The following is a 26096-nucleotide window of genomic DNA, read 5'->3' as shown; positions in this document are numbered from 1 at the left end:
ACCGCGGAGCACCGCCATGGACATCGAGAAGGTCATCGCCACCCCGGCCGCCGTCGCACTGGTGCAACGCCTGCGCGAACGGCACGGTGAACTCTTGTTCCACCAGTCCGGCGGCTGCTGCGACGGCTCGTCCCCCATGTGCTACCCGACCGGGGATTTCATCGTCGGCGACCGCGACGTGCTGCTCGGCACGATCGCGGACGCCGCGTTCTACATGAGCCCCTCCCAGTACGAGTACTGGAAGCACACCCAGCTGATCATCGACGTGGTGCCGGGGAGGGGCGGCATGTTCTCGCTGGAAAACGGCGAAGGCGTCCGCTTCCTCACCCGCTCCCGCCTGTTCACCGACGAGGAAGTCAACGCCCTGGTCGCCGCCGGCCGCTTCTAACGGATCCCCTCCCCCTTGTAGGAGCGCGCCCGCGCGCGACCCACCCCACCGCCCATCCCTTCGCCCCGCCAATCCCCCGCATCACCAAAAGCATTTGACTTAGAGCGCACTCTAAGCCTTACGCTTCCCGTCATGCCCACATCCCTGACCATCGCCGAGGCGGCCACCGCCACCGGCCTCACGGCCTACACCCTGCGCTACTACGAGCAGATCGGGTTGATTGACCCGGTCCCGCGACGAAACGGCCAGCGCGTGTACGGCGAAGCCGAAATGCGCTTCATCCAGTTCGTGCTGCGCTTGCGCAGCACCGGCATGCCGATGCGCGACATCCAGGAATATTCACGCCTGCGCCGGCTCGGCGAGACGCCCGACAGCATCGTCGCCCGCGGCGACCTGCTCGAACGCCACGCCGCCCACCTGCGCGACCAGCTGGAATCGCTCACCGAATCGATCGCGCGGCTCGACGAGAAGATTGCGCTTTACCGCTCCATGTACGGCGATCCCGCGATCGCCACCCCCACTCCCCGGAGGAAGCACGCATGATTACCCGCAAACTTGGCGCCCACGGCCCGGAAGTCTCCGCACAGGGGCTCGGCTGCATGGGCATGAGCGAGTTCTATGGCGCAGGCGACGAGAAGGAAAACATCGCCACGCTCGAACGCGCGCTGGAGCTCGGCATCAGCTTCTGGGACACCTCCGATGCCTATGGCCCGCACACCAACGAAGAGCTGATCGGCCGCGTGCTCCAGGGCCGCCGCGACAAGGTCTTCCTGGCGACGAAGTTCGGCATCGTGCGCGACCCGGCCAACCCGTCTTCGCGCGGCGTGAGCGGCCGCCCGGAGTACGTGCGCTCGTCGGTCGAAGGCAGCCTGCGTCGCCTGAAGACGGACTACATCGACCTGTACTACCAGCACCGCGTGGACCGCACCGTGCCCATCGAGGAAACGGTCGGCGCGATGGCGGAGCTGGTGAAGGAAGGCAAGGTGCGCCACCTCGGCCTGTCCGAGGCCTCGGCGGAATCCATCGGCCGCGCCGCTAAGGTGCATCCGATCACCGCCCTGCAGAGCGAATACTCGCTGTGGACGCGCGATCCGGAAACCACCGGCACGCTGGCCGCCTGCCGCGAGAACGGGATCGCCCTGGTGGCGTACAGCCCGCTGGGCCGTGGCTTCCTCACCGGCGCGATCACCACGCCCGACGACTTCGCCGAAGACGACTATCGCCGGCACAACCCGCGCTTCACCGGCGAGAACTTCACGAAGAACCTCGAGCTGGTCGGCAAGGTGAAGAAGTTCGCCGCGGACAAGGGCTGCACGCCGGGCCAGCTTGCCCTGGCCTGGGTGCTGGCCAAGGGCCAGGACATCGTGCCGATCCCGGGGACGAAGCGGGTGAAGTACCTGGAGGAAAACGCCGCCGCGGTAGAGGTGAAGCTCACCGAATCGGAGCTGGCCGAGATCGACGCCGTGTTCCCACCTGAATCGGCGGTAGGTGAGCGTTACGCCGCGTCCATGATGGGCTCTATCAACGCCTGACCGGGCCGTATAATGGCGGTTTGCATCACCGGCAAACCGCCATGTCGTCCCCCGACCATTCGCCGCTGGGCAAGGCCACCACGTACGCCGACCGCTACGATCCGGCCCTGCTCTTCCCCATCCCCCGCCAGGCCAAGCGTGACGAGATCGGCGTGGATGGCGATGCGCTGCCGTTCCACGGCGTCGACATCTGGAATGGCTACGAACTGAGCTGGCTGGACCCGCGCGGCAAGCCGATGGTGGCCGTGGCGGAATTCCGCTTCCCGGCCACCACCCCCCACATCGTCGAATCGAAGTCGTTCAAGCTGTACCTGAACAGCTTCGCCCAGGAAGTGCTCGCCGACCGCGATGCGTTGCGCGACATCCTCGTGCGGGACCTCTCCGCGGCGGCCGGTGGCCCGGCCGGGGTCGTCCTGCATGCGCCGGAGGAGCTGTCCGGCACGGCGCTGTCCGAGCCGGAGGGCATCCTGCTCGACGACCAGGACCTCGACTTCGACTGCTACGGCCCGCCGCGCGCCGATTTTCTCGGCACCCACGAAGGCGACGTCCGCGAAGTGCTGGTCTCGCACCTTCTGCGTTCGAACTGCCCGGTCACCGGCCAGCCGGACTGGGGCAGCGTGCAGATCCGCTACACCGGTGCGCCGATCGACCGCGCCGGCCTGCTCCGCTACCTGGTCTCGTTCCGCACGCATACCGAATTCCACGAACAGTGCGTGGAGCGGATCTTCATGGACGTGCGCGACCGCTGCGCCCCGCGCGAGCTGGCGGTCTATGCCCGGTACACCCGTCGCGGCGGCCTGGACATCAACCCATTCCGCAGCACGGACCCCGCCGAAGTGCCCGGGAATCCGCGCGGCGCGCGCCAATGATGAACCGCGCATTCATGCACTCTTCATTGGTCTTGCCTTTAGTTGTGTAGCCTGTAACCTGCCGCGGCTGAGGGACTTCCCTCGTCCCGTCCACGTATTCGTTTATTCCGGAATCCAGACATGAAGCTTTCCTTCCGCACGCCCGCCCTCGCCACGGCCACCCTGGCCGGCCTCCTGGTCCTGACCGCTTGCGGCAAGAAGGAAGAGCAGACCCCGGCCCCGGCCGCTGCCTCGACCGCCCCGGCGGCTCCGGCTGCTGCTCCGGCCGCCGCCAGCACTGCCCCGGCCGCTACCGCCCCGGCCAGCGCCACCTCGGCCGCTGCCGCCGCTGCCACCCCGGCCGCCCCGACGGCCGCCCCGGCCCCGGTCGCCGCCAGCGAGACGCTCAAGGTCGGCTCGGTGACCCTCGGCAGCGCCGTCGGCGCCGACAAGAAGGTCGCCAAGGCCAAGACCGCCTTCGCACCGAACGAGAAGACCATCTACGCCTCGGTCGCCACCGAAGGCAGCACCGCCGGCGCCACGCTCAACGCCAAGTGGACCTACCAGGACGGCGAGACCAGCACCACGGTCAGCGACATCAGCCAGTCGATCAGCACCGACGGCCCGGCCGTCACCACGTTCAAGATCCAGAATCCGAACGAGTGGCCGGAAGGCAAGTACAAGGTGTCGATCTCGCTCAACGGCAAGGCCGTCGGCGACCAGTCGTTCGACGTCAAGAAGAAGTAAGCCCCCGCTCCATCGCGAGGCACCAGAAGGCGCGGCCCTGCCGCGCCTTTTTTTGTGCCCGCAAAAAAAAGTCATTCAGCTCCCGTAGGAGCGCGCCCGCGCGCGATCCCGGCCCCCTCTCGGTTTCCTGACCCCAAAACGCCCCCCACCTAAGTAAACCTACGGCTCCATTCAGCCCCCACAAGGCTTCGTGAGCACGAAGACAAAACCCAGTGAGACGACGTCTCACCGCGTGAAGACGACTCTTTCAGCATCCCGATGATCGAATGGCACCCAACCTGACTCGGCAGAGGGCCGTCAGGCACCCTGCCATCTTTAGGAGAGATCCCATGCTTTATTGGGCCGTTGTATTTTTCATCGTCGCGATCGTTGCCGCGATCTTTGGCTTCGGTGGCATCGCCGCCGGCGCCGCCAGCATCGCCAAGATCCTGTTCGTCGTGTTCCTGATCCTGTTCATCCTGTCGCTGCTGTTCGGTGGCCTGCGTCGCGGGCCGCGCTTGTAACCCAAGCCAACCCGCACCGCTGACGAAACGCCCCGTCCCCACGCCGGGGCGTTTCTCTATCTGACGGAGTAACGCCATGCGCCGCCTTGCCTGTGTCGTGCTTGTCCTCGCCGCCGTCGCGGCCCATGCGCAGCAGCCGGCGAAGATCGCCACGGCCGATGCCGACTTCGTGCGACGCGCCAGCAGCGCCGGCCTCACCGAGATCGCCCTGGGCAAGCTCGCCGCCGACCAGGCATCCAGCGATTCGGTCAAGAAGTTCGCCGCCCGCATGGTTGAAGACCACAGCCGTGGCAACGAGGCACTGGGCAAGCTGGCGGGCAGCAAGGGCGTGCAGATCGCCGTGGCGCCCGAGCCAGCGCAGCAGCAGGAAATCGACGCGATGAAAGACCTGCAGGGCGCGAAGTTCGATCGCGCCTACTCCGATGCGATGGTCAAGGATCACAAGCTGGCCACGGGGCTCTACCAGCTCGAAGCCGACAAGGGCGAAGACCCCGATATCCGCAACTTCGCACGTGGGCAGTTGCCCGTGCTGAAGGAACACGAAAAGCTCGCGGACGGGTTGCCGCCGTTCTAGGCGGCACCCGTAGCGTTCAACCCAGCTTTTCCGCCAGGAACGCCCGCGTGCGCGCATTGGCTTTTTCCGCATCCGCTGCGTCGTAGTGATCGCCGCCCGGACGGGCGAAGGCATGGTTGCGCCCCGCGTACACGTGGATCTCCACATGCGGATTGCCTTCGAGGGTCGCCTTGATCGTCGCCTTCGCTTCCTTGCTCATGAACTCGTCTTCGCCGGCCAGGTGCATCAACAGCGGCGTGCTGATGTCCTTGCCGCGCTCGACGAATTCCTCGGTGCGGCCGCCGTAATATTCCACGCCGGCGTCGGCCTTGCCGCGCGCCACTGTGAGGAAGGTGAGCAGGCCACCGAGGCAGAAGCCCATAACGCCGGCCTTTCCGTTCGCGTCTGGCAGTGCACGGGCGGCATCGAGCGTGGCGACGATGTCGTCGGTCGCCTTCTCGATGTCCAGCTTCATGTAGTAACCGAGCGCCGTGTTCCAGTCGGCTTCGCTATGTTCCGACAGCTCGATATGCGGCTGGAAGCGCCAGAACAGGTCGGGGGCCACGGCGATGAAGCCGTCGCGCGCCAGACCGTCGGCGATCGCGCGGATGCCATCGGTGATGCCGAAGATCTCCTGGATCACCACCACGACCGGTGCAGGCGTACGGGCGGGCATGGCGACGTAAGCATCGAAGCGGCCATCGGGAGTCGTGACGGAGAGGCTCATGGGCATTCCATGGTGAGGCGGTGGACCGCGACCGTACGAGGCCACGCCCGCCTGCGTCTTTGCCAGGAATGACGCGCCCGCCCTCGCGCGTTCGTGCAACGCGCTTCGCGGGCCGTGGTCAGCCCCGCACGGCCACCAGGCGCATGCGGCCGTCGTCGAATAGCTCGCTGTTAGGCTGCGGGCCGATATGCCGGCGTGGCCGGCGCGGGAACGGCGCCACGTTGCTGGTATCCCGGCTGCGACGGAGCACGTCGAGCAGGAACTCCACCACCTCGGGGCCGCGGCCGTGGAAGGCCAGTTCGACGGGGCGGCCGCCCAGGCAATCGATGTGGGTTTCGAAGAACCACGTCCAGACCTGGGCACGATCGGGCTCGACCAGTTCGGCCAGGGTGACGATGCGTCGGATGATGCCGTAATGCATGGCGGGGGGAACGCCTATGTGGGGAGCGTGCATGGTTGGCGAGGCCACATTGCCTGAACATTGCCGCCCGCGCCGGCGGCGCGCGGTAGCATGCCCGGGCACCCAGTGAAGGCGGGCCCGTGCGCATACTTCTTGTCGAAGACGAAACCGAACTCGCGGATGCCCTGCGCACCGCGCTGGAACGCCATGGCCTGGTGATCGACGTGGCACCCACCCTGCTGCAGGCCAACGAGTCGCTGCGCCTGGGCGTGCACGACCTGGTGGTCCTTGACCGGCAGTTGCCCGACGGCGACGGCGTCAGCCTGATCCGCAAGGCCCGCGAACACCTGCCCGGGGTGCCCGTCATCGTGCTGACCGCGCGCGGCTCGCTGGGCGACCGCGTCGCCGGCCTGGACCAGGGCGCCGACGACTACCTGGTCAAGCCGTTCGCCGTGGAAGAGCTGCTGGCACGCATCCGCGCGGTATCGCGACGGCAGTCACCGCGCGACGTCCCACGCGCCACCGTGGCCCGGCTCTCGTTCGACTTCGCCGCGCACGAGGCCTTCGTCGCCGACGTGCCGCTACGCCTGCCGCGCCGCCAGCTGCTGGTGCTCGAAGCCTTGTGCCTGCGGCATGGCCGCACGGTGTCGCGCAACGACCTGCTCGAGGCGGTGTACGACTTCGACGATGAAATCCAGTCCAACGCGCTGGACGCACACATTTCCAAGCTGCGCCGCTCGCTCGACGACGCGGGCGCGGAGGTCGACATCCACGTGATCCGCGGGGTCGGTTACCTGCTGAGGGGCAAGGCTCATGGCACGGCGCGGTAGATCGCTGGCGGTCCAGCTTTCGTGGCGCATCGTGGTGCCACAGGCCGTGATCATGCTCATCGCCTTCCTGGTGCTGGGCTTCCGGATCCACGACGAAAACGTGTCGTACATCGAACCCGATGTGCTGGACGCCGTGGACCAGTCACTCACGCAGGACTCCGACGGCCGCATCGCGCTGCATCCCACGGCGGTGTTGCGCCAGGCGATGCAGGATCACCCCGGGCTGTGGATCGCCGTGCGCGACGAACGCGGCCATGCGCTCGACTACGGCACGCCGCCGCCGGCCCTCGCACCGCTCATTGCCCGGCTTGACCAGTTCGCGGCCTCGGATATCCATGGCACCCATGCGCCTTATGCCGATACCACCGGCATCCGCGTGCTTCCGCGGCCCAACGGCAAGCTGCATGCAGCGACAGGCGGTGCGGGCGTCGCCAGCGTGCAAGGCATCGCGACCATGGTGGCGGACTACCTGACCTGGCGCCTGCTCGTGCCCACGGTGATCTGCACGCTGATCCTCGTGCCGATCGTGGTACGCCGCTCGATGAAGGGCGTGCGCTCGGTGGCACGCCATGCCGACGCCATCGACGTCGAGAAGCGTGGCGCACGGCTCGCCGACCAGGCCGTGCCCCACGAGATCCAGCCGCTGGTGCGGGGATTCAACGCGGCCCTGAGCCGGGTGACCGAGGGTTACGAGGTGCGTGATCGCTTCCTCGCCAGCGCCGCGCACGAGCTGCGTGCGCCGATCGCGATCCTGCGCACGCGCATCGATGCGATGGATCCGGGGCCCGAGCGTTCGCGCCTGATGGGCGATGTCGCCCGGCTGTGGAACCTGGCCGAGCAGTTGCTCGACCTGCAACGTTTCAGCGGCGATTCGGCCGTGCTCACGCGACTCGACCTTGGCAAGCTCTCCGCCGACGCCGTGGCCGACATCGCGCCGCTCGCGCTGGAGTCCGGCAACGACATCGAGTTCGACGCGCCGCGCGATCCCGTATGGATACAGGGTGACGCGCTAGCGCTGTGCCGCGTGCTGATGAACCTGATCCAGAACGCGATGGTGCACGCCAGCGGCAATGGCACGATCAGCGTCGAGGTACGCGCGGACGGCCAGCTGCGCGTCAGCGACCAGGGCTCGGGCATCGCCCCGGAAGAACGCGCGCGGATCTTCGAGCCGTTCTATCGCACGCGGCCCAGCAGCTCGGGCACCGGCCTCGGCCTGCACCTGGCACGGCAGGTGGTGGAGCGACACGGCGGCAGCATCGATGTCACCGATGGCGACGGCGGCGGGGCGTGCTTCAGGGTGCGGTTGCCGCTCGCGAAGGCCTGACCGGCGACCGACCGGCGCGACGCCGGCCACGCCGTGGCTATGCGAACGGCGTCAGCGGGCGCCGGCGAGGACGATGCCGGGCAGGCGCACCAGCATCCGCTGGAAGATCTTCGTATCGGCCATGCCACGCGATAGGATCAGGGCGCCGTGCAACTCGACGAGGGCCTGTTCCGCATGGACCTTCGCCTGGCGCTTCGGTGCACCCGCCGCCTCGGCCACGCGCGTCAGCGCCTCGGCAAGCCGCTGGAAGATCGAGGCGATGGCCGCGGAGCGCCCGTTCTGCTGGCCGCGGGGCGGCGCCAGGACGTTCAACAGGCACGATTCGTTGCCGCTCGCGTAGAACGCGTCGATGATCCTGACGAACGCGGCCATCCTGCGCTCCGGCGACGACTCGTCCGCCAGCGCGGGAAACAGGTGTTCGTCGAGGATGTCGCTCGTGGCGGCGAGCACCTCTTCGGCCATCTGTTCCTTCCCGCCGGGAAACCGGTGGTAGAGGCTCGCCTTCTTCAGGCCCGTGGCCTCCGAGAGGCTGGCCAGCGACGCGGCATCGTAGCCGACCTCCTTGAAAATGGCGGTCAGCTTGCGGGTGAGTTCGTCGTCTTCGATCTTGCGTGGCTTGGGCATGGTGCACTCCTGCGGCGATTGTAACCGAACAATCGGTCAAATACTTCTTGACTTCTCCGCAGGCCAGTAGCGATTCTATTGTTACCGAACGATCGGTAAATTACTGGAGAACCACCGTGTCACGCATCCCCGTCCTTACCCCCGAGACCGCCACCCCCGCCCAGGCCGAGATCTTCGCGAAGACCACGGCCAAGTTCGGCAAGAATCCGCTGCTGATGGCGTCGATGACCAACTCGCCGGCGATGATGAACAGCTACCTCACCCTGTTCCAGAACCTCACCGATGGCCGCTTCGACAAGAAGCTGGCCCGCAAGATCGGCCTGGCCATCGGCGAAGAGAACGGCTGCGAATACTGCATCTCGCTGCTGGCGGCGATCGCGAAGCTGCAGAAGCTCACCGACGAAGACATCGAGCTGGCCCGCCACGGCAAGTCCACCGACCCGAAGGAAGAAGCCCTGCTCACCTTCGTGCTCCTGCTCGTTCGCCACAAGGGCGACCTGACCAACGCCGAAGTCCAGGCGGTCAAGGACGCCGGGTGGAGCGACGAAGACGTCTCGGAAGTCTTCGGCCACCTCATCCTCAACTTCCTCACCAACTACTTCTGGAAGGTGGCCCGCACCGACATCGACTTCCCGGTGCTTCGCCTGTTCGACCAGTCCAAGATCGCCCGCGGCAACCACTGACGCGCACGTGGCGGAGGCCCGGGCCTCCGCCACGTTTTGCTCAGTAGGCGGCGGCGCGGCCTTCGTCGTCCAGCGAGGCGATGACCGACGGGCGTGCCTCCATCCGGTGCATGAAGGCCTGGATCGCCACGTAGCCGGACATGTCGATGCCCACGCGTACCGGCCAGCGCAGCACGTTGTACAGGTAGCCGTCCACCGCCGAGAACCGCTCGCCCATCACATAGTCGCTCCCTGCCAGGTGGTCTTCCACGTAGGCGAAGCGGCTGGCGAGGTTGCCTTCGGCGAAGCGCGCTTTCGAGGCGCCATCGATGAATCTCGAGAACATCACGGCCATGCCCTTGTGCAGGTCGGTGGCCACGTAGTTCAGCCACTCCAGCGCGCGGTAGCGCTCGATCGTACCCGCTGGCGGAAGCAGCCCGGCGTCGGCGTGCGTGTCGGCGATCCACTGCAGGATCACGGCGTTTTCCGTGACGATCGCACCATCGGCAAGCTCCAGCGCAGGGATGAATCCCTTCGGGTTCACCTGCATGTAATCGCCTTCCACGGTGCGCTTGGTCGCGAAGTCGACCTTGACCATGTCGAACGTAGCGCCGGCTTCGCGCAGCGAAATCTGCGCGGCGAGGCCGCATGAGCCAGGGGTGAAGTACAGTTTCATTCGAACGACCTTCTATGGGGTGAGGGATTGGAAATCGCTGGCGTCGTGCCGCTCGCGCAGCATGGTCCCGGGTTCGCCGTTGATGCGGTTGACGACCCTGCCTCGCGCCACGGCGGGGCGCGCTGCGATCGTCCTGTGCCAGCGCAGGAGATGGGTGTACTGCGACACGCCGAGGAACCCGGCCGTGCCGTACACGCCGTAAAGGCTTTCCGGGTACCACGGCCACACGGCCATGTCGGCGATCGTGTAGTCGTCGCCGGCCAGGAACTCGTGCCGGGCCAGGTGCGTATCCAGCACGTGGAGCTGTCGCTTGGTCTCCATGGCGTAGCGGTCGATCGCGTATTCGATCTTCAGCGGCGCGTACTTCAGGAAGTGGCCCAGGCCCCCGCCGACGAACGGCGCGGCGCCCATCTGCCACATCAGCCAGTTGAACACCTGGGTGCGCTTGCCGTGTTCGGTGGGCAGGAAGGCACCGAAGCGTTCGGCCAGGTAGACCAGGATCGAGCCACTTTCGAACACGTGCGTCTCGGGCTCGGTGGTGCGGTCGACCAGGGCCGGGATCTTCGAGTTGGGATTGATGGCGACGAAGCCGCTGCCGAACTGGTCGCCTTCGAAGACATTGACCAGCCACGCGTCGTATTCGGCGGTGGCATGGCCCGCCTGCAACAGCTCCTCCAGCAGGATGGTGACCTTCTGGCCGTTGGGCGTGCCCTGTGAGTACAACTGGAAGGGATGCCTGCCCACGGGCAAGGCGTGCTCGAAGCGCGCGCCCGAGACGTGGCTGTTGATGCTGCCGAACGTGCCGGCGTAGCTCGCTTTCGGCGACCAGACGGCGGGCGGCGTGTAACCCGCCGGCTGGTTATCGGTGGGATCGTGGGTCATCGCGGTTTCCTCGCAAGGTCATGGGCTGCCCGGCACCACGAAACGTGGCCAGCCGCGCATGTGGTTGATGAAGCGCTCGCTAAGGCCGCCGCGACGCAGGAAGTCGGCGGTCACGGGGAGCGCGGGGCTGTCGTAGCAGGGGTTGTCGCGCACCTGCAGGGGGAAGTCGCGGCGAAGGATTCCCGCGCGGCCGATCAGGACGAAATCGCAACCTTCGTCGAGGAGCTCGGCGGCGCGTTGCGCACCCATGATCTTCCCCGCCGTGCCGACACGCACGCGCTTGCGCGGGATGCTCGTGAACACGCCAAGCAACGACTTGCCGCGGAACGTGCCTTCCTGCACCACCTGTGCCGAATCCCAGAGCGCCAGGTCGAGGTAGTCGATCAGTTCGCGATCGAGGATGCACGCCGTGATCTCGCGCAGTTCCTCCAGGCGCAGGCCGTAGCGCTCGACCGACAGCCGCCAGCCGATCTGGAAATCGGGTCCGGTGGCCTTGCGGATGCCTTCGATCACTTCGATGGTGAGGCGTGCACGGTTTTCGACCGACCCGCCGTACCTGTCGTCGCGGTCGTTCAACAGCGGCGACATGAACTCGGACAGGATCCAGCCGAACGCACCATGCAACGCCACGCCGTCGAACCCGGCCAGCTCCGCGCGTTTCGCAGCGGCGATGAAGCTGTCGCGGATGCGCTCCACCTGCCCGGTCGCCAACGCCCGGGTATCGGCCAGCGTGCGGCTGGATGCCGGTGCGGGAACCCCGCCGATCTCACGCCGGGCACGGTGCCCGGCGTGGTGGAGCTGCACCGCCGAGAGCCCGCCGCCGTCGCGGATCGATGTCGCCATCTCGCGCAGGCCCGGCGCGAGGCCGTCGTTGTGCACCCCCAACTGTCGCGCAAACGCGATGCCACCCGCTTCCACCGTCGCCGCGCCGGTCTGCACGAGGGCATAGCCGCCCCCGGCCACTTGCCGGATCCAGTCGCGATCGTGGATGGACGGCGTTCCGTCGAGTTCGCTCTGCTGGTTGGTCAACGGCGCCAGCATGAAGCGATTGCGCATCGCCGGCCCATGCATGAGCGTGAGCGGCTTAAACAGGTCCGATACGCTCATCGCGGGGCTCCCTGCGTTGCGTCCGCGTGCCATCCACCGCCCAGCGCGCGGACGAGGTCGACGGTGGCGCGCACGCGCGCGCCCTCGGAGCGCAGGCGCGACTGCCGGTTCCTCAGCAAGGTGCGCTCGGCATCGACCACCACGAGGTAGTCGACATCGCCCTCGTCGAAGCGGGTCCGCACCGACGATGCGACGCGCGCAGACGCTTCCTCCGCATCGCGATCGTTCGCGAGCCGTTCGTCCAGCGAGCGCGTGGAAGCCAATGCATCCTCCACTTCGCGGAACGCCTGGAGCACGGTCTTCCGGTAGGCGCCGACGCTTTCCTCGTAGTCGGCGCGGGCGAGCGCGACGCCGGCCTTGCGCTTGCCGCCATCGAAGATCGGCAGGTTCAGCGCCGTGCCGACCAGGGGGCCAAGCAGGAAGGTGCGCTGGGTCCACTGGGTGAGGTTCCCCAGTGCCGCGGATTCGTAGCCGAAGGCACCCGTCAGCGACAGCGAAGGGAAGTACGCCGCCCGTGCGACACCGATGCGCGCGTTCTCCGCGGCCATGGCGCGTTCGGCGGCGGCCACGTCGGGGCGGCGTTCCAGCAGCGTGGACGGCAGGCCTTCCGAGACGTGCACCGAGACGTTTTCCAGCGGGCTGGCCACCAGGCCAAGCGCGGCCGGCGTCTCTCCCAGCAGGACGGCCAGCGCATGCTGGGCCAGCGCCGCCTCCTGCTCCACCGACGCCTGCTGTGCGCGCGCAGCGGAACGTTCCGCCTTCGCCTGGTCGAGGACGACGGTGGCGACGGCGCCCAGCGCCTGCTTGCGCTCCAGCAGCGCCACGCTGTCTTCCCAGCTCGCCACGGTATCGCGCAGGAGGCGCCGCTCGCCCTCGAGCTGCCGCAGGGTGAAGTACGTGCTCGCTACGTCGGCCTGCACGATCAGCAGCATCTGCTGCGACAGCGCCTGCTGCTGGGCGGTGGTCGCCTGTGCCGCCGCCACCTCCGACGACACCCGCCCGAACACGTCCGCCTCGTAGGCGACCGTGCCCTGCGCACGCCACAGGGTCTGCGTCACGCCCGGCGCGCCATCGCCCCGGAATGCCGCCGCACCGCTGGTACGCTGCCGGGTCGGACCAAACCCCACGTCGAGGCTGGGATAGCGTTCGGCCTCGGCGCGGGAACCCAGCGCACGTGCCTGCCTGACCCGGGCCATGGCGATGGCGACGTCCGGATTGGCTTTCAACGCCTGGGCTTCCAGTTCGACGAGCACGGGGTCGCCGAAGGCCTTCCACCAGGGCGAAGGCGTCTGCTCGTCCGCCGGCTGGGCCGGCACCCACTGGCCGAGCTCCTCGCCCGGCACGGCGGTAACCGCGTCCGTGCCGGCTTCGCGGAAAGTGCCTGGCACCGCGATCTCCGGTCGCCGCTCCGTCGGCGCGAGCGAGCACCCCGCGAGCAGCGCCAGCAACGAGGTCATGAGGGCGGTGCGCGTGAAGGACAGGGCGGCGTTCATGCGTCACCTCCCAGGCGACCGGCATCGATGTGATGCGGCACCAGCGCCGGCGCCTCATGGTGCGCGGCCGAGTGCAACGGCCGTCGTCCACCGAGGATCCGAGCGACCACGTAGAACAGCGGCGTCAGGAACAATCCGAACAGCGTGACGCCGAGCATGCCGAAGAACACCGAGATACCCATCGCCTTGCGCATCTCCGCGCCGGCACCGGTCGACATCACGAGGGGAATGACACCCATGATGAAGGCCAGCGATGTCATCAGGATCGGACGCAGGCGCAGGCGCGATGCCTCGATGACCGCCTTGATCGTCGGCATGCCGGCGATCTCCAGCTCGCGGGCGAACTCGACGATGAGGATCGCGTTCTTCGTGGCCAGGCCCACCAGTACGATCAGGCCGATCTGGGTGAAGATGTTGTTGTCGCCGTGGGTCAGCCACACACCGAGGAGCGCGGAAAAGATGCTCATGGGCACGATGAGGATGATGGCCAGCGGCAGCGTCACGCTCTCGTACTGCGCGGCGAGGACGAAGAACACCAGAAGCACGCTCAGCGGCAGGATCCACACCGCGCTGTTGCCCGCGATGATTTGCTGGTACGTGAGGTCCGTCCACTCGTAGGACATGCCCGGCGGCAGCGTCTCCGCCGCGATCCGCTTGATCGCCTCCATCGCCTGGTCGGACGAGTAGCCCGGCGCCGGGCTGCCGCCCACGTCCGCCGAGGTGAATCCGTTGTACCGCTGCACCTGGTCGGGGCCGTAGGTCTGCGACACCCTGGCAACGGACGCCAGCGGCACCATCTGGCCGTCGTCGCTGCGTACGTGCAGCTGCCCGATGTCGTCGGGACGCGAGCGGTACTTGCCGTCGGCCTGCATGCGTACCTGGTAGACGCGGCCGAGGAAGTTGAAGTCGTTGACGTAGTACGAACCGAGGAAGGCTTGCAGCGTGCCGAAGATCGCCGGTGTCTGCACACCGAGCTGCTGCGCCTTGGCCCGGTCGATGTCGACCTTAAGCTGCGGCACGTTGACGGTGTAGGTGGAGAACAACGGGCCGAGTTCGGGCGCCTCGGCGGCCTTCTTGATGAATGCCTGCGTGGCCTTGTAGAGGGCTTCGTAACCCAGGTCCGCGCGATCCTCGATCTGCAGCTTGAAACCACCCAGCGTGCCCAGGCCATACACCGGCGGCGCGGGGAACACGGCGGCGAAGGCATGGCCGATGCTGCCGTATTCGCGGTTGAGGTCGGCGGCCACCTGGTCCGCGCTGACGCCCGGGCGATCCTTGAACGGCTTGAGCAGGACGAAGGTGAGCGCCGTGCTCGAACTCTTCGTCACGCCATTGATCGACAGGCCGCTATACGTCGACGTGCCCATCACCGCCGGGTGCTTCAGCGCCACGGCGTTCATCTGGTTCATCGTCGCTTCGGTGCGGTCGAGCGTGGAGCCCTCCGGCAGCTGCGCCATGCTGACGATGTATTCCTTGTCCTGCGCTGGCACGAAGCCGCCCGGCACGTGGCCAGTGAGCCACCACGTCGCGACGAGCAGCGCCGCGTACACCCCGAGCATCGCGCCCTTGTGCTTCACCAGGCGTGCGACGCCACCGCCGTAGCCTTCGGAGGCCCGATCGAACGCGTGGTTGAACCGGCCGAAGAAGCGGCCGAACACGCGATGCATCGCACGGGTGAGCGCATCCGGCTTGTCGCCATGCGCCTTGAGCAGCATCGCCGACAAGGACGGCGACAGGGTCAGCGAGTTGACCGCGGAGATCAGCGTCGAGATGGCGATGGTGACGGCGAACTGCTTGTAGAACTCGCCCGTCAGGCCACTCAGGAACGCCAGCGGGAGGAACACGGCCGACAAGGTAAGCGCGATGGCGATGATCGGGCCACTGACCTCGCGCATCGCCTGGTACGTCGCCTCGCGCGGCGCAAGGCCTCGTGCGATGTTGCGCTCGACGTTCTCGACCACCACGATCGCATCGTCGACGACGATGCCGATGGCGACGACCAGGCCGAACAGCGACAGCGTGTTGATCGAATATCCCGCCAGGAGCAGGAAGGTGAACGTGCCGACGATGGACACCGGCACCGCCAGCAGCGGGATGATCGACGCCCGCCATGTCTGCAGGAACAGGAACACCACCAGCACGACGAGGCTGACCGATTCCAGCAGCGTCTTGATGACCGCGTCGATGCCGGTCTGCACGGCCCGGCTGGGCTCGTACACCACGCGGTAGGTAAGGTCCTGCGGGAACTCCCGGGCCAGCTCCTCCATCGCCGCGTGCACGTCGCGCGAGATGTCCAGCGAGTTGGCACCGGGCGCTTCCTGCACCGCCAGTGCGATGGCGGGCTGGTTGCTGAGGGTCGCGCGGATGCCGTAGTCCTCGGCGCCGAGCTCGACGCGTGCGATGTCACCCAGGCGCGTGATGGCGCCGCGGGCATCGGACTTGATCACGATGTTCCGGAACTCCTCGGGCGTCTTCAGGCGGCCATCGGCATTGACCGTCAGCTGGAACGCGGTGTCCGGCACCGCCGGCGAACTGCCGATGGTGCCCACGGCGGCCTGGATGTTCTGGCGACGGATCGCGTCGGCGACATCGCTGGCGGCGAGCCCGCGCTCGGCCAGCGCCGCGGGATCGAGCCACACGCGCATCGCGTAGCCACCCGGCCCCCACAGCACGACGTCGCCCACGCCGGCGATGCGGGCGAGGCGGTCCTTCACGTGCAGCACCGCGTAGTTGCTGATGTAGTTGTTGTCGTAGGTGCCTTTGGGCGACACCATGTGCACGGCGATGGTGATGATCGGCGAGCTCTTCACCGCGGTGACGCCCAGGCGCTGCACGTCTTCCGGCAGGCGCGGCAGGGCTTGCGATACGCGGGTCTGCACGAACTGCTGCGCCCGCGCCGGATCGGTGCCGAGCTTGAAGGTCACCGTCAGGTAGAGGTGGCCGTCGCCGCTGGCCTTGGAATCCATGTACAGCATGTCTTCCACGCCGTTGATCGACTGTTCCAGCGGTGCGGCTACCGTCTCCGCGATCGTCTTCGCATTCGCGCCGGGGTACTGCGCGTGCACCACCACGGAGGGCGGGATCACCTGCGGGTATTCCGACACGGGCATGTGAAACGCGGCGACGATGCCCGAGAGCAGGATCATCGCGGACAGCACGCAGGCGAAGATCGGGCGATCGATGAAGAATTTCGAGATGTTCATGGCCGCGTCCCCGCATCGGCCACGCTGGCCGTGGCGTTGCTGGCCGCCACGGCTTTCACCGTGGTGCCCGGCGGTGCCTTGAACGCCCCATCGACGACGACGCGCGCACCCGGCTCGATGCCGCTACGCAAGACCCGCTCACGCCCCTGCAGGACGCCGGGCTCGACGACGCGACGCTCGATCGTGTCCTTTGCATTCACGACCAGGACGAACTTGCGATCCTGGTCCGTGCCGACGAGGGCATCGTCGACGACGACGGCGCGGTAGGGCTCGCCGCCCTGCAGGCGCACCCGGGCCTGCAAGCCCGGCAGCATCGCCGGCGATACCGCGTCGATGCGTGCGCGGACGCGCACGGTGCCCGAGCGCGTATCCATCTGGTTGTCGATGGCCTGCACCGTCGCCGCATACGGATAGCCGTCGTCGTCGGCGAGGCCGACCTGGGCCACGGGAAGCCGGCCCGCGCGGAGCGACGGCGCGATCAGGTGCAGGTAGCTCTGCTCGTCCACGTTGAACGAGGCGTAGAGGGCCGTGTCGGAAACGATCCGGGTCAGCGGCGTCGCATCGCCACCGGCCACCACGACATTGCCCGTGGTGATCTCGGCGCGTGAAATCCGCCCGGCGATGGGTGCGCGGACCTGCGCATAACCGAGTTGCAGCCGCGCCTGCGCGAGTGCCGCCTGGGCGCCCTTCAGGGACGCCGCGGCTTCGCGCGCCGCGTTATCCAGCGCATCGAATTCCTTGCGCGAGATGGCATTGGCTTCGACCAGTTTCTGGCCACGGGCCAGCTCGCTACCTGCGAGGCGCCTGCGCTCTTCGGCCATGGCAACGGCGGCTTCCGCCCGATCCTTCTCTGCCTGGTACGGCGCCGGATCGATCGTGAACAGCAGGTCGCCCGCCGCCACGTGCTGGCCATCCCTGAAGTACACGGCCAGCAGCGTCCCGGCCACCCGCGGCCGCACATCGACCAGGTCGACGGCCTCCAGGCGGCCGGTGTAGTCCTGGCTGTCCGACACGGTGCGTTCTTCGGCGGCGCGGAAGGTGACGGTCGGCGGGGGCGCGGCCGTGGCGGCGTGCGCGTCGGGGACGCCGTTCCAGTACGCGCTGCCCGCCACCACCAGGGCGACGGCGGCCGCGAGGGCGGCGATTCGGGGTTTGGCTGAGCGGTTCATGGGCATGACCACGAGAGGGAGACGGCCAGCAGTCTGTGGCCGCGCCCGGCAGTCATCTAGGCACTAAAATGGGTAACATTCTTGCCCTGGATGGAATTATTGGCCGCCGACCGGAGCATCTGGTAGGTTTTCCGATCGGTTTATTGCCACGTGTCGCAATAAAATCAGCGAGGTCGAGAGCCCATGGATCGTCTCCAGTCGATGCAGATCTACACCCGGGTGGTGGAGATGCAGAGCTTCAGTCGCGCCGCCGACAGCCTCTCCCTGCCGCCCTCCCGAGTGACTCGCGTCGTCAAGGAACTGGAGACGTTCCTTGGTGTTCGCCTGCTGCAAAGGACGACGCGCCACATCAGCCTGACGCCGGATGGCCTGCAGTATTTCGACCAGTGCAAGCGCCTCCTGGCCGACATCGAAGCGGTTGAGGCGAGTTTCCCCGGCAGCGCCGGCAAGCCGCGCGGGCGACTGCGCGTGGACATGACGCTGTCGCTCGCACGCCTGGTCGTGCTTCCCCGCGTCAGGGAATTCCTCGACGGATTCCCCGAAGTGCAGCTGACCCTGACGGCCAGCGACCGCACGGTCGAGCTCGTCCAGGAAGGCGTCGATTGCGTTATCCGTGCCGGCACGCCGGAGGATTCGCCCACGCTGGTGGCGAAACGCATCGGCGCATTCGAATGGATCACCTGCGCATCGCCGGCCTACCTGGAACGGCACGGCACGCCGTCGACGCTCGAGGATCTCGCCAGCCACCAGGCCGTCGGCTATCTCTCCAGCCGCACCGCGCGTTCGCTGGAGTGGAACTTCGTCGTGGATGGCGAAAGCCGATGCATCACGATGCCCGAACGGCTGGTCGTCAACGACACCGATGCTTATGTGACGTCGGCGATCGAAGGGCTGGGCCTGATTCGCGCGGGTAGCTACATGGTGCTGCAGCATCTTCGCAGCGGCCGCCTGCGACGCGTGCTGGCCAACTACGCGGCACCCGCGGCGCCGTTGTCGGTGATCTATCCACGTAACCGGCACCTGTCGCCCACCGTGCGTGCCTTCGTCGACTGGGTCGCGGGCGTGGTGGGCGAAGCCGAGCCAGGCTGGCGATTCGGCTAGATCAGGAAAGATGGCGCGCCCGGAGGGATTCGAACCCCCGACCAATGGCTTCGGAAGCCACTACTCTATCCGGCTGAGCTACGGGCGCGTACCTGAGCGGTCGGGCATTGTAGCGGAGTTGGCGGCCAATGGCCTAGCCTCGCCTCAGGCGCGGGCCATGCCGGGCTCCACGCCCGCCGCCACGGCGCGCAGGGCCTCGCGATAACGGCGACTGCACGGCAGCACGGTGCCGTCGGCCATGTGCAGGCGGGCCTCGCCCGCGTCCAGCGGCTCGATCGAGGTCACCTGGGCCAACTGGACGACATAGCTGCGGTGCGCGCGGACGAACGTCGCCGGATCCAGCTTGGCTTCCAGCGCGGCCAGCGTCGACCGCAGTGGATAGTCGCGGCCGCGCACGCGCAGGTTCACGTAGTTGCCCGAGGCCTGGGCCCATTCGATGTCGGCGGTGGCGACCAGGAAATCGCGGCCGAGCTTGCGCACGAGGAAACGCTCGGGCCGGTCGACCGGTTCCACCGGCGGTCCCACGTCGGGCACGTCGAGCAGGCTCGCTTCGCCCTTGATCTGGCGCCCGAACCATTCCACCGCGTGGGTCACCGCCACGATGTAGAAGAACGTGCGGATGTCTTTCAGGTATTCGTAGACGAACTGCAGCGCGAGGTTGCCCGGGTCGAACGTATCGCCGCCCATGGCGTAGCCGACCCAGCGCAGCAGGTCCATGCCACCGACGTGGAGCACGCACCAGAGCAGGCTGCCCAGGACGTAGAACGGCAGGTAGCGGCGCCAGGTGTCCGCGTGCAGCGGCCAGCGGTCGCAGGCGGCGAGCAGGAAGGGCACGATCAGGAGCGAGACCAGCGTGCTGCTGAACTCGTTGACGGCGATGTGCCAGGTGGCGAACGGGATATGGAAGCGCTCGGCGTCGATCGACGTGGTCAGCGTATTGCCGATCGCGGAGCTGGCGAAGACGATCGCCCAGAACAGGATCATGCCCCAGCGCCGGCGACGATGGGCGGTATCGAGGTCTTTCCCGGGTGCGGTTGGCTGTTCGTCCATGGGGTGGAGTTTAGTCGCAGTGGCGGGGGCCGGAATGAAAAAGGGCCCCGAGGGGCCCTTTTCCTTACTTCGCCTTGTAGAGCTGGGTCAGCCAGTCCGGCTTGCTCGCATCGCGCTCCAGGTGCGGATACTTCAGGCCGTCGTGGTACTCGATCTTGATCGTCTTGTACTGGTCGAAGTTCTTCACCAGCAGTTCGATCGGGGCCGAGGTGCCCTTCGACGCGGTCACGGCGTCCTTCAGCGCATCGCCGTCGAACTCCTTGCCGTTCACGGCGACCACGTGCATGCCCGGCGACAGGCCGGCGTTGAAGGCCGGGCTGTCCCAGCGCACGTCGGAGATGTCGCCCTTGGACGACACGCCGAAGCCGGCCGAGTAGGTCAGGTCGGTGTAGTGGCGACGTGCTTCGAACGCCTTCACCGCTTCCGACGGCTTGTCGTTGTAGACCAGCTTCCAGCCACCGCGCTCGATGCCTTCGAGGTCGCCCTTGTGGCCGTCGACGCGGTCACGCAGGTACTTCGCCCATTCGTACGGGGTGATGCTGTTCAGCGTCGAGGCCACTTCCTCGAAGGTGTACGGATTGACCTTCCAGTCACCGTCCTTCATGCCGAAGAAGGCCTTGGCGAAATCGTCCAGCGAACGCTTGTTCTTGGTCAGTTCGCGCAGCTTGGTGTCGACGTCGAGCCAGATCATCTGGCCGCCCGAATAGTAGTCTTCGCTCATCTGGTAGTTGCGGTACGAGAGCGGGCGACGCTGGGCGATGGTCGGGTCGTTGGTGGTGTCCTGCACGTTACGCCAGGACAGGCCCGGACGGCCCTTGTCGTAGGTGGCGGCGACCATGGCGAGCAGGTCGCGCGCCTGGTCCTGCGAGACGAGGCCCGAACGGGCGGCAACCACGTTGCCCCAGAACTGGGTCTGGCCTTCGTACACCCACAGCAGGCTGTCGCCCATCGGCACGTTGAAGCTCGGCGTGGCGAGGTCGGCGCCGCGGCGGTACTTGCCGTCCCACGAGTGGTTGTACTCATGCGCCAGCAGGTCGCGGCCGAGCCAGCTCTTGTCCCACTCGGTGAAGTAGTTGGTCGACGCGCTGTTTTCCGAGGAGCGATGGTGCTCCAGGCCGATGCCGCCGAGCTTGTCGGTCAGCGCCAACAGGAAGTCGTAGTGGTTGTAGTGGCGCGCGCCATACAGCTTGTCCATCTGCTTGACGAGGTTGCGGTGGATCTCGAGCGCTTCCGGCTTGATTTCCAGCGACTTCGCGCTGTCGGCGATGATGTTCAGGTGCACCGGCGAGCGACCGTTCGGGTCGAGGTCGACGCGCTTGAAGTAACGGCCGGCGAAGATCGGCGAATCGACCAGGTTGTCGAAGTCGATGTTCTTGAAGGTGACGGTATCGCCATCCTTGCTCGCCTGTTCCAGCGCGGTACCGAACTGGAAACCGGCCGGGAACTTCACCGACGGCTCGACCTGGACCTGGTCGGCGCGGTAGCCCGCCGGGTACAGCGCGACCTGGTTCCACTCGACGTTGACCATGTCCGGGGTCATCACGATGCGACCCTGGCGGGTGTCCTGCGGGGTCAGCGTCTGGAACTCGAGGTCCACCGACGTCGCGCCTGCCGGCACCTCGACGTGGAAGGCATAGACGTTGAACTCGTCACGGGTCCACTCGAGCCGCTGGCCGTTCGCCTTGACGATGAGGCCGGCGAACTGGTCGATCGGGCCGGTCGGCGAGTGGTGGCCCGGGATCCACTCCGGGAACAGCAGGGTCAGCTTGCCGGGCTGGGCCGGGACGGTTTCCTTAACCCGCAGGATGCGGTGGTCGAGGTCGGTCGCGTCGACCATGACCTTGAGGGTGCCGTTGTACGGGCCATCCTGGATGGCCGGCACGTCGTCTGCGAACGCGGCCGTGGCGCCAAGGCTGGCCAGGGCGGCTAGCAGCGCGGAAGCAAGAAGCGTGGATTTCAAATGTCTCTCCCGAGGAACAGGTGGGGTCGCCGGGCCGTCCGTGCCTGCGATGGGGTCGGCGCGGGCCCCTGCGGTCCGCGCAAGCCCCCGATCCTAAACGCCGGGGCCCGGGTCTCCCTATGCCAGAGGTCACGGGGCGGCAGCTGTCATGGCAGTCATCATGAAACCCTCGTAAGATATCGGCGCCCACGAGGCACGCCGGCAAAGGGGTCGGCGTACTTACAAGGATCAGGGACTTCATCATGCAAAAGGTTCTGCTTTCGGTGGCTGCGGCCACCGCGCTCTCCCTCGCCTCGTTTTCCGCCGCCGCCGTGACCCAGCAGGGTGCATTCGTCAGCGTGAACGGTGGCAGCTCCCACTACAGCGTGAGCCACACCAGCTTCGACGACAACAACGACACCGCGTTCGGTGCCCTCGCGGGTTATCGCTGGGTGGTCGATCGTCCGTTCTCGCTCGGCGTCGAAGTGGGTTACGTCGACCTCGGTAGCATGAAGGCCAGCGACGACTACAGCTTCCCGGGCCAGACCGACGTCTACAAGGCGAAGTTCAAGGGCCAGGCGCTCCTCGTCGGTGCCAACGGCAAGTGGGATCTTCCGCACGGCTTCACCATCACGGCGCACGCCGGCCTTGCCCACTCGCGCGTGAAGTACTCGATCAGCGAGTACGTTTCGCCCAGCCAGCCGGGTTATACCCCGTATTACTCGAACCACGATTCGAACGATAACGGTGTGTACGGTGGCCTCGGCTTCGGCTACGACTTCAACGAGAACCTCGGCCTGACGCTGGTCTACGACCACTACGCCACCAAGGCGGAAAACATCACCGGCGACAAGCGTACGGTGAACGTCGGCGTGACCGGTCTCTCGCTGGAATATCGCTTCTGGTAAACCGCCGGATCCGTCCGGTAGGGAAACAACGGCCGCGCAAGCGGCCGTTTTTCGTTTCGTAGGATTTTTTCGTATAGCCGCCTAAACCCCTATACAACCTTACGGTTGTTGGCTATAACCGATAGCACGTGTTGCGCCGCAGCACGCAGGGAATTCCGAAAGGAAGCATCCAGACGCCTCTCGCCACCGGCTTCACGGCCGGCTCGGCGGAGCGCACCCAGGGGTTTGTCCATCGAAGCCATGACGAGGCCGTGCCGCGGCCCCGCAGGTAGCCGTGCGCCCAAGAAACGTACCGAGGAGACGTTGCCCCATGTCCAGTCGCACCATCCGCCCCCACCGCATCGCGCTCGCCGTGGCCCTGGGCCTGGCCGCCGTGCCCGTGGCTTTTGGCCAGTCCACCACCGGCGGCCTGTTCGGCCAGGCCCCCGTGGCCCCGGGGCAGACGGTCGTCATCACCAGCGACACCGGCCTGAGCCGCGAGGTCGCGGTGGACGAACGGGGCCGCTACAGCGCCGGCCAGCTGCCGCTGGGCACGTACACCGTCAGCCTGCGCGCCAACGGCCAGACCGTGGATACCCGCAACAACATCTCGCTCAAGGTGGGCGCCGGTACCGAGGTCTCCTTCGTTTCCACGGCCGCGAACGCGCAGGACCTGGGCGGGATGACCGTGTCCGCCTCGGCGCTGGCGAGGATCGACGTGTCGACCATCGACTCGCGCACGGTGGTCACCTCCGAACAGCTGGCGAAGCTGCCGCTGGGACGCAACTCCGAAGCGATCGCCCTGCTCGCCCCGGGCGTGGTCAACAACGGCGGTAACTTCCGCGGCGCCACCGGCAACTCGCTGGTGAGTTTCGGTGGCTCGGCGGCGAGTGAGAACGCGTATTACGTCAACGGCTTCGCCACCACCGATCCGCTGCAGGGCTTTGGCGGTCTTTCCCTGCCCTACGGCGCGATCGAACAGCAGGAGGTTTACACCGGCGGCTACAGCGCGCAATACGGTCGCTCCGACGGTGGCGTGATCAACGTGGTCGGCAAGCGCGGTACCAACGAATGGCACTTCGGTGCACAGGTGTTGTGGGAGCCCGCCTTCGCACGCGCGGCCCCGCGCAACCGCTATTACGAGAACGGCCTGCCCGCGTCGCCCCGTGCCGGCAACCTCTACGCGCCGGATAGCGAGAACGGCAGCGACAGCACCACGGTGAGCGCCTACGCGGGCGGCCCGCTGATCAAGGACAAGCTGTTCGTCTTCGTCGCGGCGGAATACCAGCGACAGCAGGGCAATACGGTGAATCCGGTGAGCGGCTTCACCAGCACGAAGCCTTACGAGGACTACCGCTACAACTCGCCGCGCTGGTACGGCAAGCTCGACTGGAACATCACCGACAGCAACATCCTCGAAGTCACCGGAGCGTCGGACAAGTACGAGACCTCGGGCACGGTGTATGACTACAACTACGCCACGCGCACGCGGCTGGGCCGGATCGGTGCGGACGACGACACCAAGAACGGTGGCGACCTGTGGACGGCGAAGTACACCGGCTACATCACCGACGACCTGACCGTCAGCGCCCAGTACGGCAAGTTGCACACCACGGCCTACGACTCACCCGGTGGCTACGATCCCACGCTCACCTACGTCGACGGCATCGTCAACCAGAATCCCGCGTTGAATGGCGGTGCGCCGCGTGGCAACTCGCAGACCGTGTCGAGCCTGCTCCCGCCCGGCAAGGGCAACCGTACGACCAATACCCGCATCGACATCACCTACAAGATCGGCGACCACACGATTACCGCCGGCATGGATAACCAGACGGCCACGGCGATCGACCAGGGCTCGGTGACCTCGGGCCCGAACGGCTACTCGTGGACCTACGGCCAGGGCGACCCGAACACGCCGATCTCGACCGGCCTGGGCGTACCCGCCACCGGCGGCTTCCCCAACGGCGCGGGTGGCTACTACGTCATCCAGAACATCAACAGCAGCCTGGCCACCGTGCGGTCCGCGCAGCGTGCGCAGTACATCGAAGACAAGTGGCAGGTGTCGGATCGCTGGCTGCTCTCCTTCGGCATCCGCAACGACCAGTTCAAGAACTACAACGCCGACGGCGATGCCTTCATCACCCAGCACAAGCCGCAGTGGGCCCCGCGCCTGGGTGCTAGCTGGGACGTGACGGGCGATGCGACGTTCAAGGTGTACGCCAACGCGGGCCGCTATTACCTCGGCCTGCCGCTGAATCCGGCGCTCAACGCGGCCGGCGGTGCACTCACCACCTCGCAGTACTTCACCTACGGCGGCATCGCGGCCGATGGCACGCCGACCGGGCTCACCGCGATCTCGGTGCCGGTGGCGGCCAACAATACGTTCGGCCAGTTGCCGGATCCGAAGACCGTCACCACCAAGGGGCTGAAGTCCGAGTACCAGGACGAGTTCATCCTCGGCTTCACCAAGACGCTGGGATCGGACTGGGTCTACGGCGCGAAAGCAACGCAGCGGACCTTGCGTAACGCCATCGACGACTATTGCGACATCGACCTGGTGCTCGCGAAGGCCCAGTCGCTGGGCTACGACGTGACGACCGACAGCAACCCGGTGAGCTGCTGGCTGTTCAACCCGGGCAAGGCCAACACCTTCAACCTCGTCGATACCTCGGGGAATTACGTGAGCGTGCCGCTGAGCAACAAGGAGTTCGGTTTCCAGGGTTTGAAGCGTCGTTACTACGCGCTGGAGAGCTTCCTCGAGCATCCGTTCGCGGATGGCTGGTACGGCAAGGTGAGCTATACGTTCTCGCGCAGCTACGGCAACACCGAAGGCCAGCTTCGCTCCGACCTGTTCCGCGAATCGCGCGGCACGGGCCAGACCGCGGTATCGACGACGCAGGACTGGGATAACAGCTACATCATGGTCAACACCAATGGTGTGCAGAACAACGATCACAAGCACCAGCTGAAGTTCTTCGGCTATTACCAGTTCACGTCCGAATGGCTGGCCAGCGCCAACCTCAGCCTGATCTCCGGCGCGCCGAAGCCGTGCCTTGGCTACTTTGGCGAAGACCGCACCGACCCGGCCGGTTACGGCAACAGCTATCACTTCTGCTACGGCGAACCGTCACCGCCCGGCAGCCATGGGCGGTTGCCCTGGGTCCGCCAGTTGGACCTGGGCGTGACCTATCGTCCGGCCTTCGCCGCATCGAGGCTCGCATTCAACCTCAACGTCTTCAACGTGACCAACGAGCAGAAGGTGCTGGCGATCTTCCCGAACAGCGAATCGAGCCCGAACCTGAATAACCCGCTGTACGGCACGCCGACGTCGATGCAGCAGCCGCGGTATGCGCGGTTGAGCGTTAATTACGATTATTGAGGTTAGTGGGTTGCAAGCATCGCGCCGGGTCACGACTCCCCTGTAGGAGCGCGCCCGCGCGCGATGCTTTTT

At 66.7% G+C, this 26096-nt stretch carries 24 protein-coding genes and 1 tRNA gene; 13 read left to right on the top strand and 12 right to left on the bottom strand.

The features are described 5' to 3' along the window. The first annotated feature begins 16 nt into the window (after positions 1-16). From KPL74_19170 to KPL74_19140, 7 genes are all read left to right on the top strand, one after another. Complete coding sequence (locus KPL74_19170) at positions 17-388, top strand: DUF779 domain-containing protein (protein QWT19854.1); 372 nt, start codon at positions 17-19, stop codon at positions 386-388. A 132-nt stretch (positions 389-520) separates the two neighbouring features. Further along, the gene (locus KPL74_19165; GenBank protein ID QWT19853.1) at positions 521-931 is read left to right on the top strand and encodes a MerR family transcriptional regulator; all 411 of its coding nucleotides are present in this window, start codon (positions 521-523) and stop codon (positions 929-931) included. After that, a complete protein-coding gene (locus KPL74_19160) occupies positions 928-1920 on the top strand; it encodes an aldo/keto reductase (protein QWT19852.1) in 993 nt (330 codons plus the stop codon). The genes KPL74_19165 and KPL74_19160 overlap by 4 nt, the downstream gene beginning before the upstream one ends. Positions 1921-1961: 41 nt before the next feature. Beyond that, positions 1962-2789 carry an NADPH-dependent 7-cyano-7-deazaguanine reductase QueF gene (queF, locus tag KPL74_19155; GenBank protein ID QWT19851.1) on the top strand — a complete coding sequence of 276 codons (828 nt, stop codon included), beginning with the start codon at positions 1962-1964 and terminating at the stop codon, positions 2787-2789. Between the two features lie 120 nt (positions 2790-2909). After that, positions 2910-3515, top strand: a complete 606-nt coding sequence (locus KPL74_19150; GenBank protein QWT19850.1) for a hypothetical protein — start codon at positions 2910-2912, stop codon at positions 3513-3515. Between the two features lie 329 nt (positions 3516-3844). After that, positions 3845-4018 carry a DUF1328 domain-containing protein gene (locus tag KPL74_19145; GenBank protein ID QWT19849.1) on the top strand — a complete coding sequence of 58 codons (174 nt, stop codon included), beginning with the start codon at positions 3845-3847 and terminating at the stop codon, positions 4016-4018. Between the two features lie 76 nt (positions 4019-4094). After that, the gene (locus tag KPL74_19140) at positions 4095-4592 is read left to right on the top strand and encodes a DUF4142 domain-containing protein (GenBank protein ID QWT19848.1); all 498 of its coding nucleotides are present in this window, start codon (positions 4095-4097) and stop codon (positions 4590-4592) included. Between the two features lie 16 nt (positions 4593-4608). Here KPL74_19140 and KPL74_19135 read toward each other — a convergent pair whose 3' ends face one another. After that, positions 4609-5298 carry a dienelactone hydrolase family protein gene (locus tag KPL74_19135; GenBank protein ID QWT19847.1) on the bottom strand — a complete coding sequence of 230 codons (690 nt, stop codon included), beginning with the start codon at positions 5296-5298 and terminating at the stop codon, positions 4609-4611. Between the two features lie 118 nt (positions 5299-5416). Next, positions 5417-5719, bottom strand: coding sequence for a hypothetical protein (locus tag KPL74_19130; protein ID QWT19846.1), 303 nt, complete (start codon positions 5717-5719; stop codon positions 5417-5419). A gap of 119 nt (positions 5720-5838) precedes the next feature. Between KPL74_19130 and KPL74_19125 the strand changes: the two genes are divergently transcribed. Together KPL74_19125 and KPL74_19120 are read left to right on the top strand one after the other, a co-directional pair. Further along, positions 5839-6528, top strand: a complete 690-nt coding sequence (locus KPL74_19125) for a response regulator transcription factor (GenBank protein ID QWT19845.1) — start codon at positions 5839-5841, stop codon at positions 6526-6528. Positions 6529-6580: 52 nt separating this feature from the next. Continuing rightward, positions 6581-7852, top strand: coding sequence for a HAMP domain-containing histidine kinase (locus tag KPL74_19120; protein ID QWT19844.1), 1272 nt, complete (start codon positions 6581-6583; stop codon positions 7850-7852). A 51-nt stretch (positions 7853-7903) separates the two neighbouring features. On the opposite strand, the gene KPL74_19115 is transcribed toward KPL74_19120, so the two are convergent. After that, positions 7904-8476 (bottom strand): TetR/AcrR family transcriptional regulator, encoded by a 573-nt coding sequence (locus KPL74_19115; GenBank protein ID QWT19843.1) that lies wholly within the window; start codon positions 8474-8476, stop codon positions 7904-7906. A gap of 116 nt (positions 8477-8592) precedes the next feature. Between KPL74_19115 and KPL74_19110 the strand changes: the two genes are divergently transcribed. Then, complete coding sequence (locus KPL74_19110) at positions 8593-9159, top strand: carboxymuconolactone decarboxylase family protein (protein QWT19842.1); 567 nt, start codon at positions 8593-8595, stop codon at positions 9157-9159. 40 nt (positions 9160-9199) lie between these two features. Here the strand turns inward: KPL74_19110 and gstA are convergent, their stop codons facing one another. From gstA to KPL74_19080, 6 genes are read right to left on the bottom strand one after another with little or no spacing between them, the layout of a single operon-like run. Continuing rightward, on the bottom strand, positions 9200-9814 hold the full coding sequence (gene gstA, locus KPL74_19105; protein QWT19841.1) for a glutathione transferase GstA: 615 nt from the start codon (positions 9812-9814) through the stop codon (positions 9200-9202). A 12-nt stretch (positions 9815-9826) separates the two neighbouring features. Continuing rightward, on the bottom strand, positions 9827-10696 hold the full coding sequence (gene yghU / locus KPL74_19100) for a glutathione-dependent disulfide-bond oxidoreductase (GenBank protein ID QWT19840.1): 870 nt from the start codon (positions 10694-10696) through the stop codon (positions 9827-9829). Positions 10697-10714: 18 nt separating this feature from the next. Continuing rightward, positions 10715-11803, bottom strand: coding sequence for an NADH:flavin oxidoreductase (locus tag KPL74_19095; protein QWT19839.1), 1089 nt, complete (start codon positions 11801-11803; stop codon positions 10715-10717). After that, positions 11800-13296, bottom strand: coding sequence for an efflux transporter outer membrane subunit (locus KPL74_19090; protein QWT19838.1), 1497 nt, complete (start codon positions 13294-13296; stop codon positions 11800-11802). The genes KPL74_19095 and KPL74_19090 overlap by 4 nt, the downstream gene beginning before the upstream one ends. Beyond that, positions 13293-16499: an efflux RND transporter permease subunit gene (locus KPL74_19085; GenBank protein QWT19837.1), complete on the bottom strand. Its 3207-nt coding sequence runs from the start codon at positions 16497-16499 to the stop codon at positions 13293-13295. The genes KPL74_19090 and KPL74_19085 overlap by 4 nt, the downstream gene beginning before the upstream one ends. Next, on the bottom strand, positions 16496-17668 hold the full coding sequence (locus KPL74_19080; GenBank protein QWT19836.1) for an efflux RND transporter periplasmic adaptor subunit: 1173 nt from the start codon (positions 17666-17668) through the stop codon (positions 16496-16498). The genes KPL74_19085 and KPL74_19080 overlap by 4 nt, the downstream gene beginning before the upstream one ends. Before the next feature lie 183 nt (positions 17669-17851). On the opposite strand from KPL74_19080, the gene KPL74_19075 reads away from it, so the two are divergent. Next, positions 17852-18769, top strand: a complete 918-nt coding sequence (locus tag KPL74_19075) for a LysR family transcriptional regulator (GenBank protein QWT19835.1) — start codon at positions 17852-17854, stop codon at positions 18767-18769. 11 nt (positions 18770-18780) lie between these two features. Here the strand turns inward: KPL74_19075 and KPL74_19070 are convergent. The 3 genes from KPL74_19070 to KPL74_19060 all read right to left on the bottom strand — a co-directional run bounded on the left by KPL74_19070 (position 18781) and on the right by KPL74_19060 (position 21779). Continuing rightward, a tRNA-Arg gene (locus KPL74_19070) sits at positions 18781-18857 on the bottom strand. A 56-nt stretch (positions 18858-18913) separates the two neighbouring features. Continuing rightward, positions 18914-19819, bottom strand: coding sequence for a LytTR family transcriptional regulator (locus KPL74_19065; GenBank protein QWT19834.1), 906 nt, complete (start codon positions 19817-19819; stop codon positions 18914-18916). Between the two features lie 64 nt (positions 19820-19883). Continuing rightward, positions 19884-21779 (bottom strand): hypothetical protein, encoded by a 1896-nt coding sequence (locus tag KPL74_19060; protein ID QWT19833.1) that lies wholly within the window; start codon positions 21777-21779, stop codon positions 19884-19886. 242 nt (positions 21780-22021) lie between these two features. Between KPL74_19060 and KPL74_19055 the strand changes: the two genes are divergently transcribed. Beyond that, a complete protein-coding gene (locus KPL74_19055) occupies positions 22022-22666 on the top strand; it encodes a porin family protein (protein QWT19832.1) in 645 nt (214 codons plus the stop codon). Positions 22667-22976: 310 nt separating this feature from the next. After that, a complete protein-coding gene (locus KPL74_19050; GenBank protein QWT19831.1) occupies positions 22977-26024 on the top strand; it encodes a TonB-dependent receptor in 3048 nt (1015 codons plus the stop codon). The last annotated feature ends 72 nt before the right edge of the window (positions 26025-26096 follow it).

Origin of the sequence: Bacillus sp. NP157 (assembly GCA_018889975.1) — a bacterium.
Classification (GTDB): Bacteria; Pseudomonadota; Gammaproteobacteria; order Xanthomonadales; family Rhodanobacteraceae; genus Luteibacter.
Note: the sequence above shows the minus strand (reverse complement) of the source record. Positions and strands in the feature narration are given on the sequence as shown.

Bases quoted from the DNA above. Each gene is read 5' to 3' on its own strand.
- queF (QWT19851.1), top strand. From the start codon at position 1,962: ATGTCGTCCCCCGACCATTCGCCGCTGGGCAAGGCCACCACGTACGCC.
- KPL74_19085 (QWT19837.1), bottom strand. From the start codon at position 16,499: ATGAACATCTCGAAATTCTTCATCGATCGCCCGATCTTCGCCTGCGTG.
- gstA (QWT19841.1), bottom strand. From the start codon at position 9,814: ATGAAACTGTACTTCACCCCTGGCTCATGCGGCCTCGCCGCGCAGATT.
- KPL74_19130 (QWT19846.1), bottom strand. From the start codon at position 5,719: ATGCATTACGGCATCATCCGACGCATCGTCACCCTGGCCGAACTGGTC.
- KPL74_19170 (QWT19854.1), top strand. From the start codon at position 17: ATGGACATCGAGAAGGTCATCGCCACCCCGGCCGCCGTCGCACTGGTG.
- KPL74_19145 (QWT19849.1), top strand. From the start codon at position 3,845: ATGCTTTATTGGGCCGTTGTATTTTTCATCGTCGCGATCGTTGCCGCG.
- KPL74_19065 (QWT19834.1), bottom strand. From the start codon at position 19,819: ATGGACGAACAGCCAACCGCACCCGGGAAAGACCTCGATACCGCCCAT.
- KPL74_19165 (QWT19853.1), top strand. From the start codon at position 521: ATGCCCACATCCCTGACCATCGCCGAGGCGGCCACCGCCACCGGCCTC.
- KPL74_19080 (QWT19836.1), bottom strand. From the start codon at position 17,668: ATGAACCGCTCAGCCAAACCCCGAATCGCCGCCCTCGCGGCCGCCGTC.
- KPL74_19055 (QWT19832.1), top strand. From the start codon at position 22,022: ATGCAAAAGGTTCTGCTTTCGGTGGCTGCGGCCACCGCGCTCTCCCTC.
- KPL74_19140 (QWT19848.1), top strand. From the start codon at position 4,095: ATGCGCCGCCTTGCCTGTGTCGTGCTTGTCCTCGCCGCCGTCGCGGCC.
- KPL74_19090 (QWT19838.1), bottom strand. From the start codon at position 13,296: ATGAACGCCGCCCTGTCCTTCACGCGCACCGCCCTCATGACCTCGTTG.
- KPL74_19075 (QWT19835.1), top strand. From the start codon at position 17,852: ATGGATCGTCTCCAGTCGATGCAGATCTACACCCGGGTGGTGGAGATG.
- KPL74_19160 (QWT19852.1), top strand. From the start codon at position 928: ATGATTACCCGCAAACTTGGCGCCCACGGCCCGGAAGTCTCCGCACAG.
- KPL74_19095 (QWT19839.1), bottom strand. From the start codon at position 11,803: ATGAGCGTATCGGACCTGTTTAAGCCGCTCACGCTCATGCATGGGCCG.
- KPL74_19135 (QWT19847.1), bottom strand. From the start codon at position 5,298: ATGAGCCTCTCCGTCACGACTCCCGATGGCCGCTTCGATGCTTACGTC.
- KPL74_19150 (QWT19850.1), top strand. From the start codon at position 2,910: ATGAAGCTTTCCTTCCGCACGCCCGCCCTCGCCACGGCCACCCTGGCC.
- KPL74_19115 (QWT19843.1), bottom strand. From the start codon at position 8,476: ATGCCCAAGCCACGCAAGATCGAAGACGACGAACTCACCCGCAAGCTG.
- KPL74_19050 (QWT19831.1), top strand. From the start codon at position 22,977: ATGTCCAGTCGCACCATCCGCCCCCACCGCATCGCGCTCGCCGTGGCC.
- yghU (QWT19840.1), bottom strand. From the start codon at position 10,696: ATGACCCACGATCCCACCGATAACCAGCCGGCGGGTTACACGCCGCCC.
- KPL74_19120 (QWT19844.1), top strand. From the start codon at position 6,581: ATGCTCATCGCCTTCCTGGTGCTGGGCTTCCGGATCCACGACGAAAAC.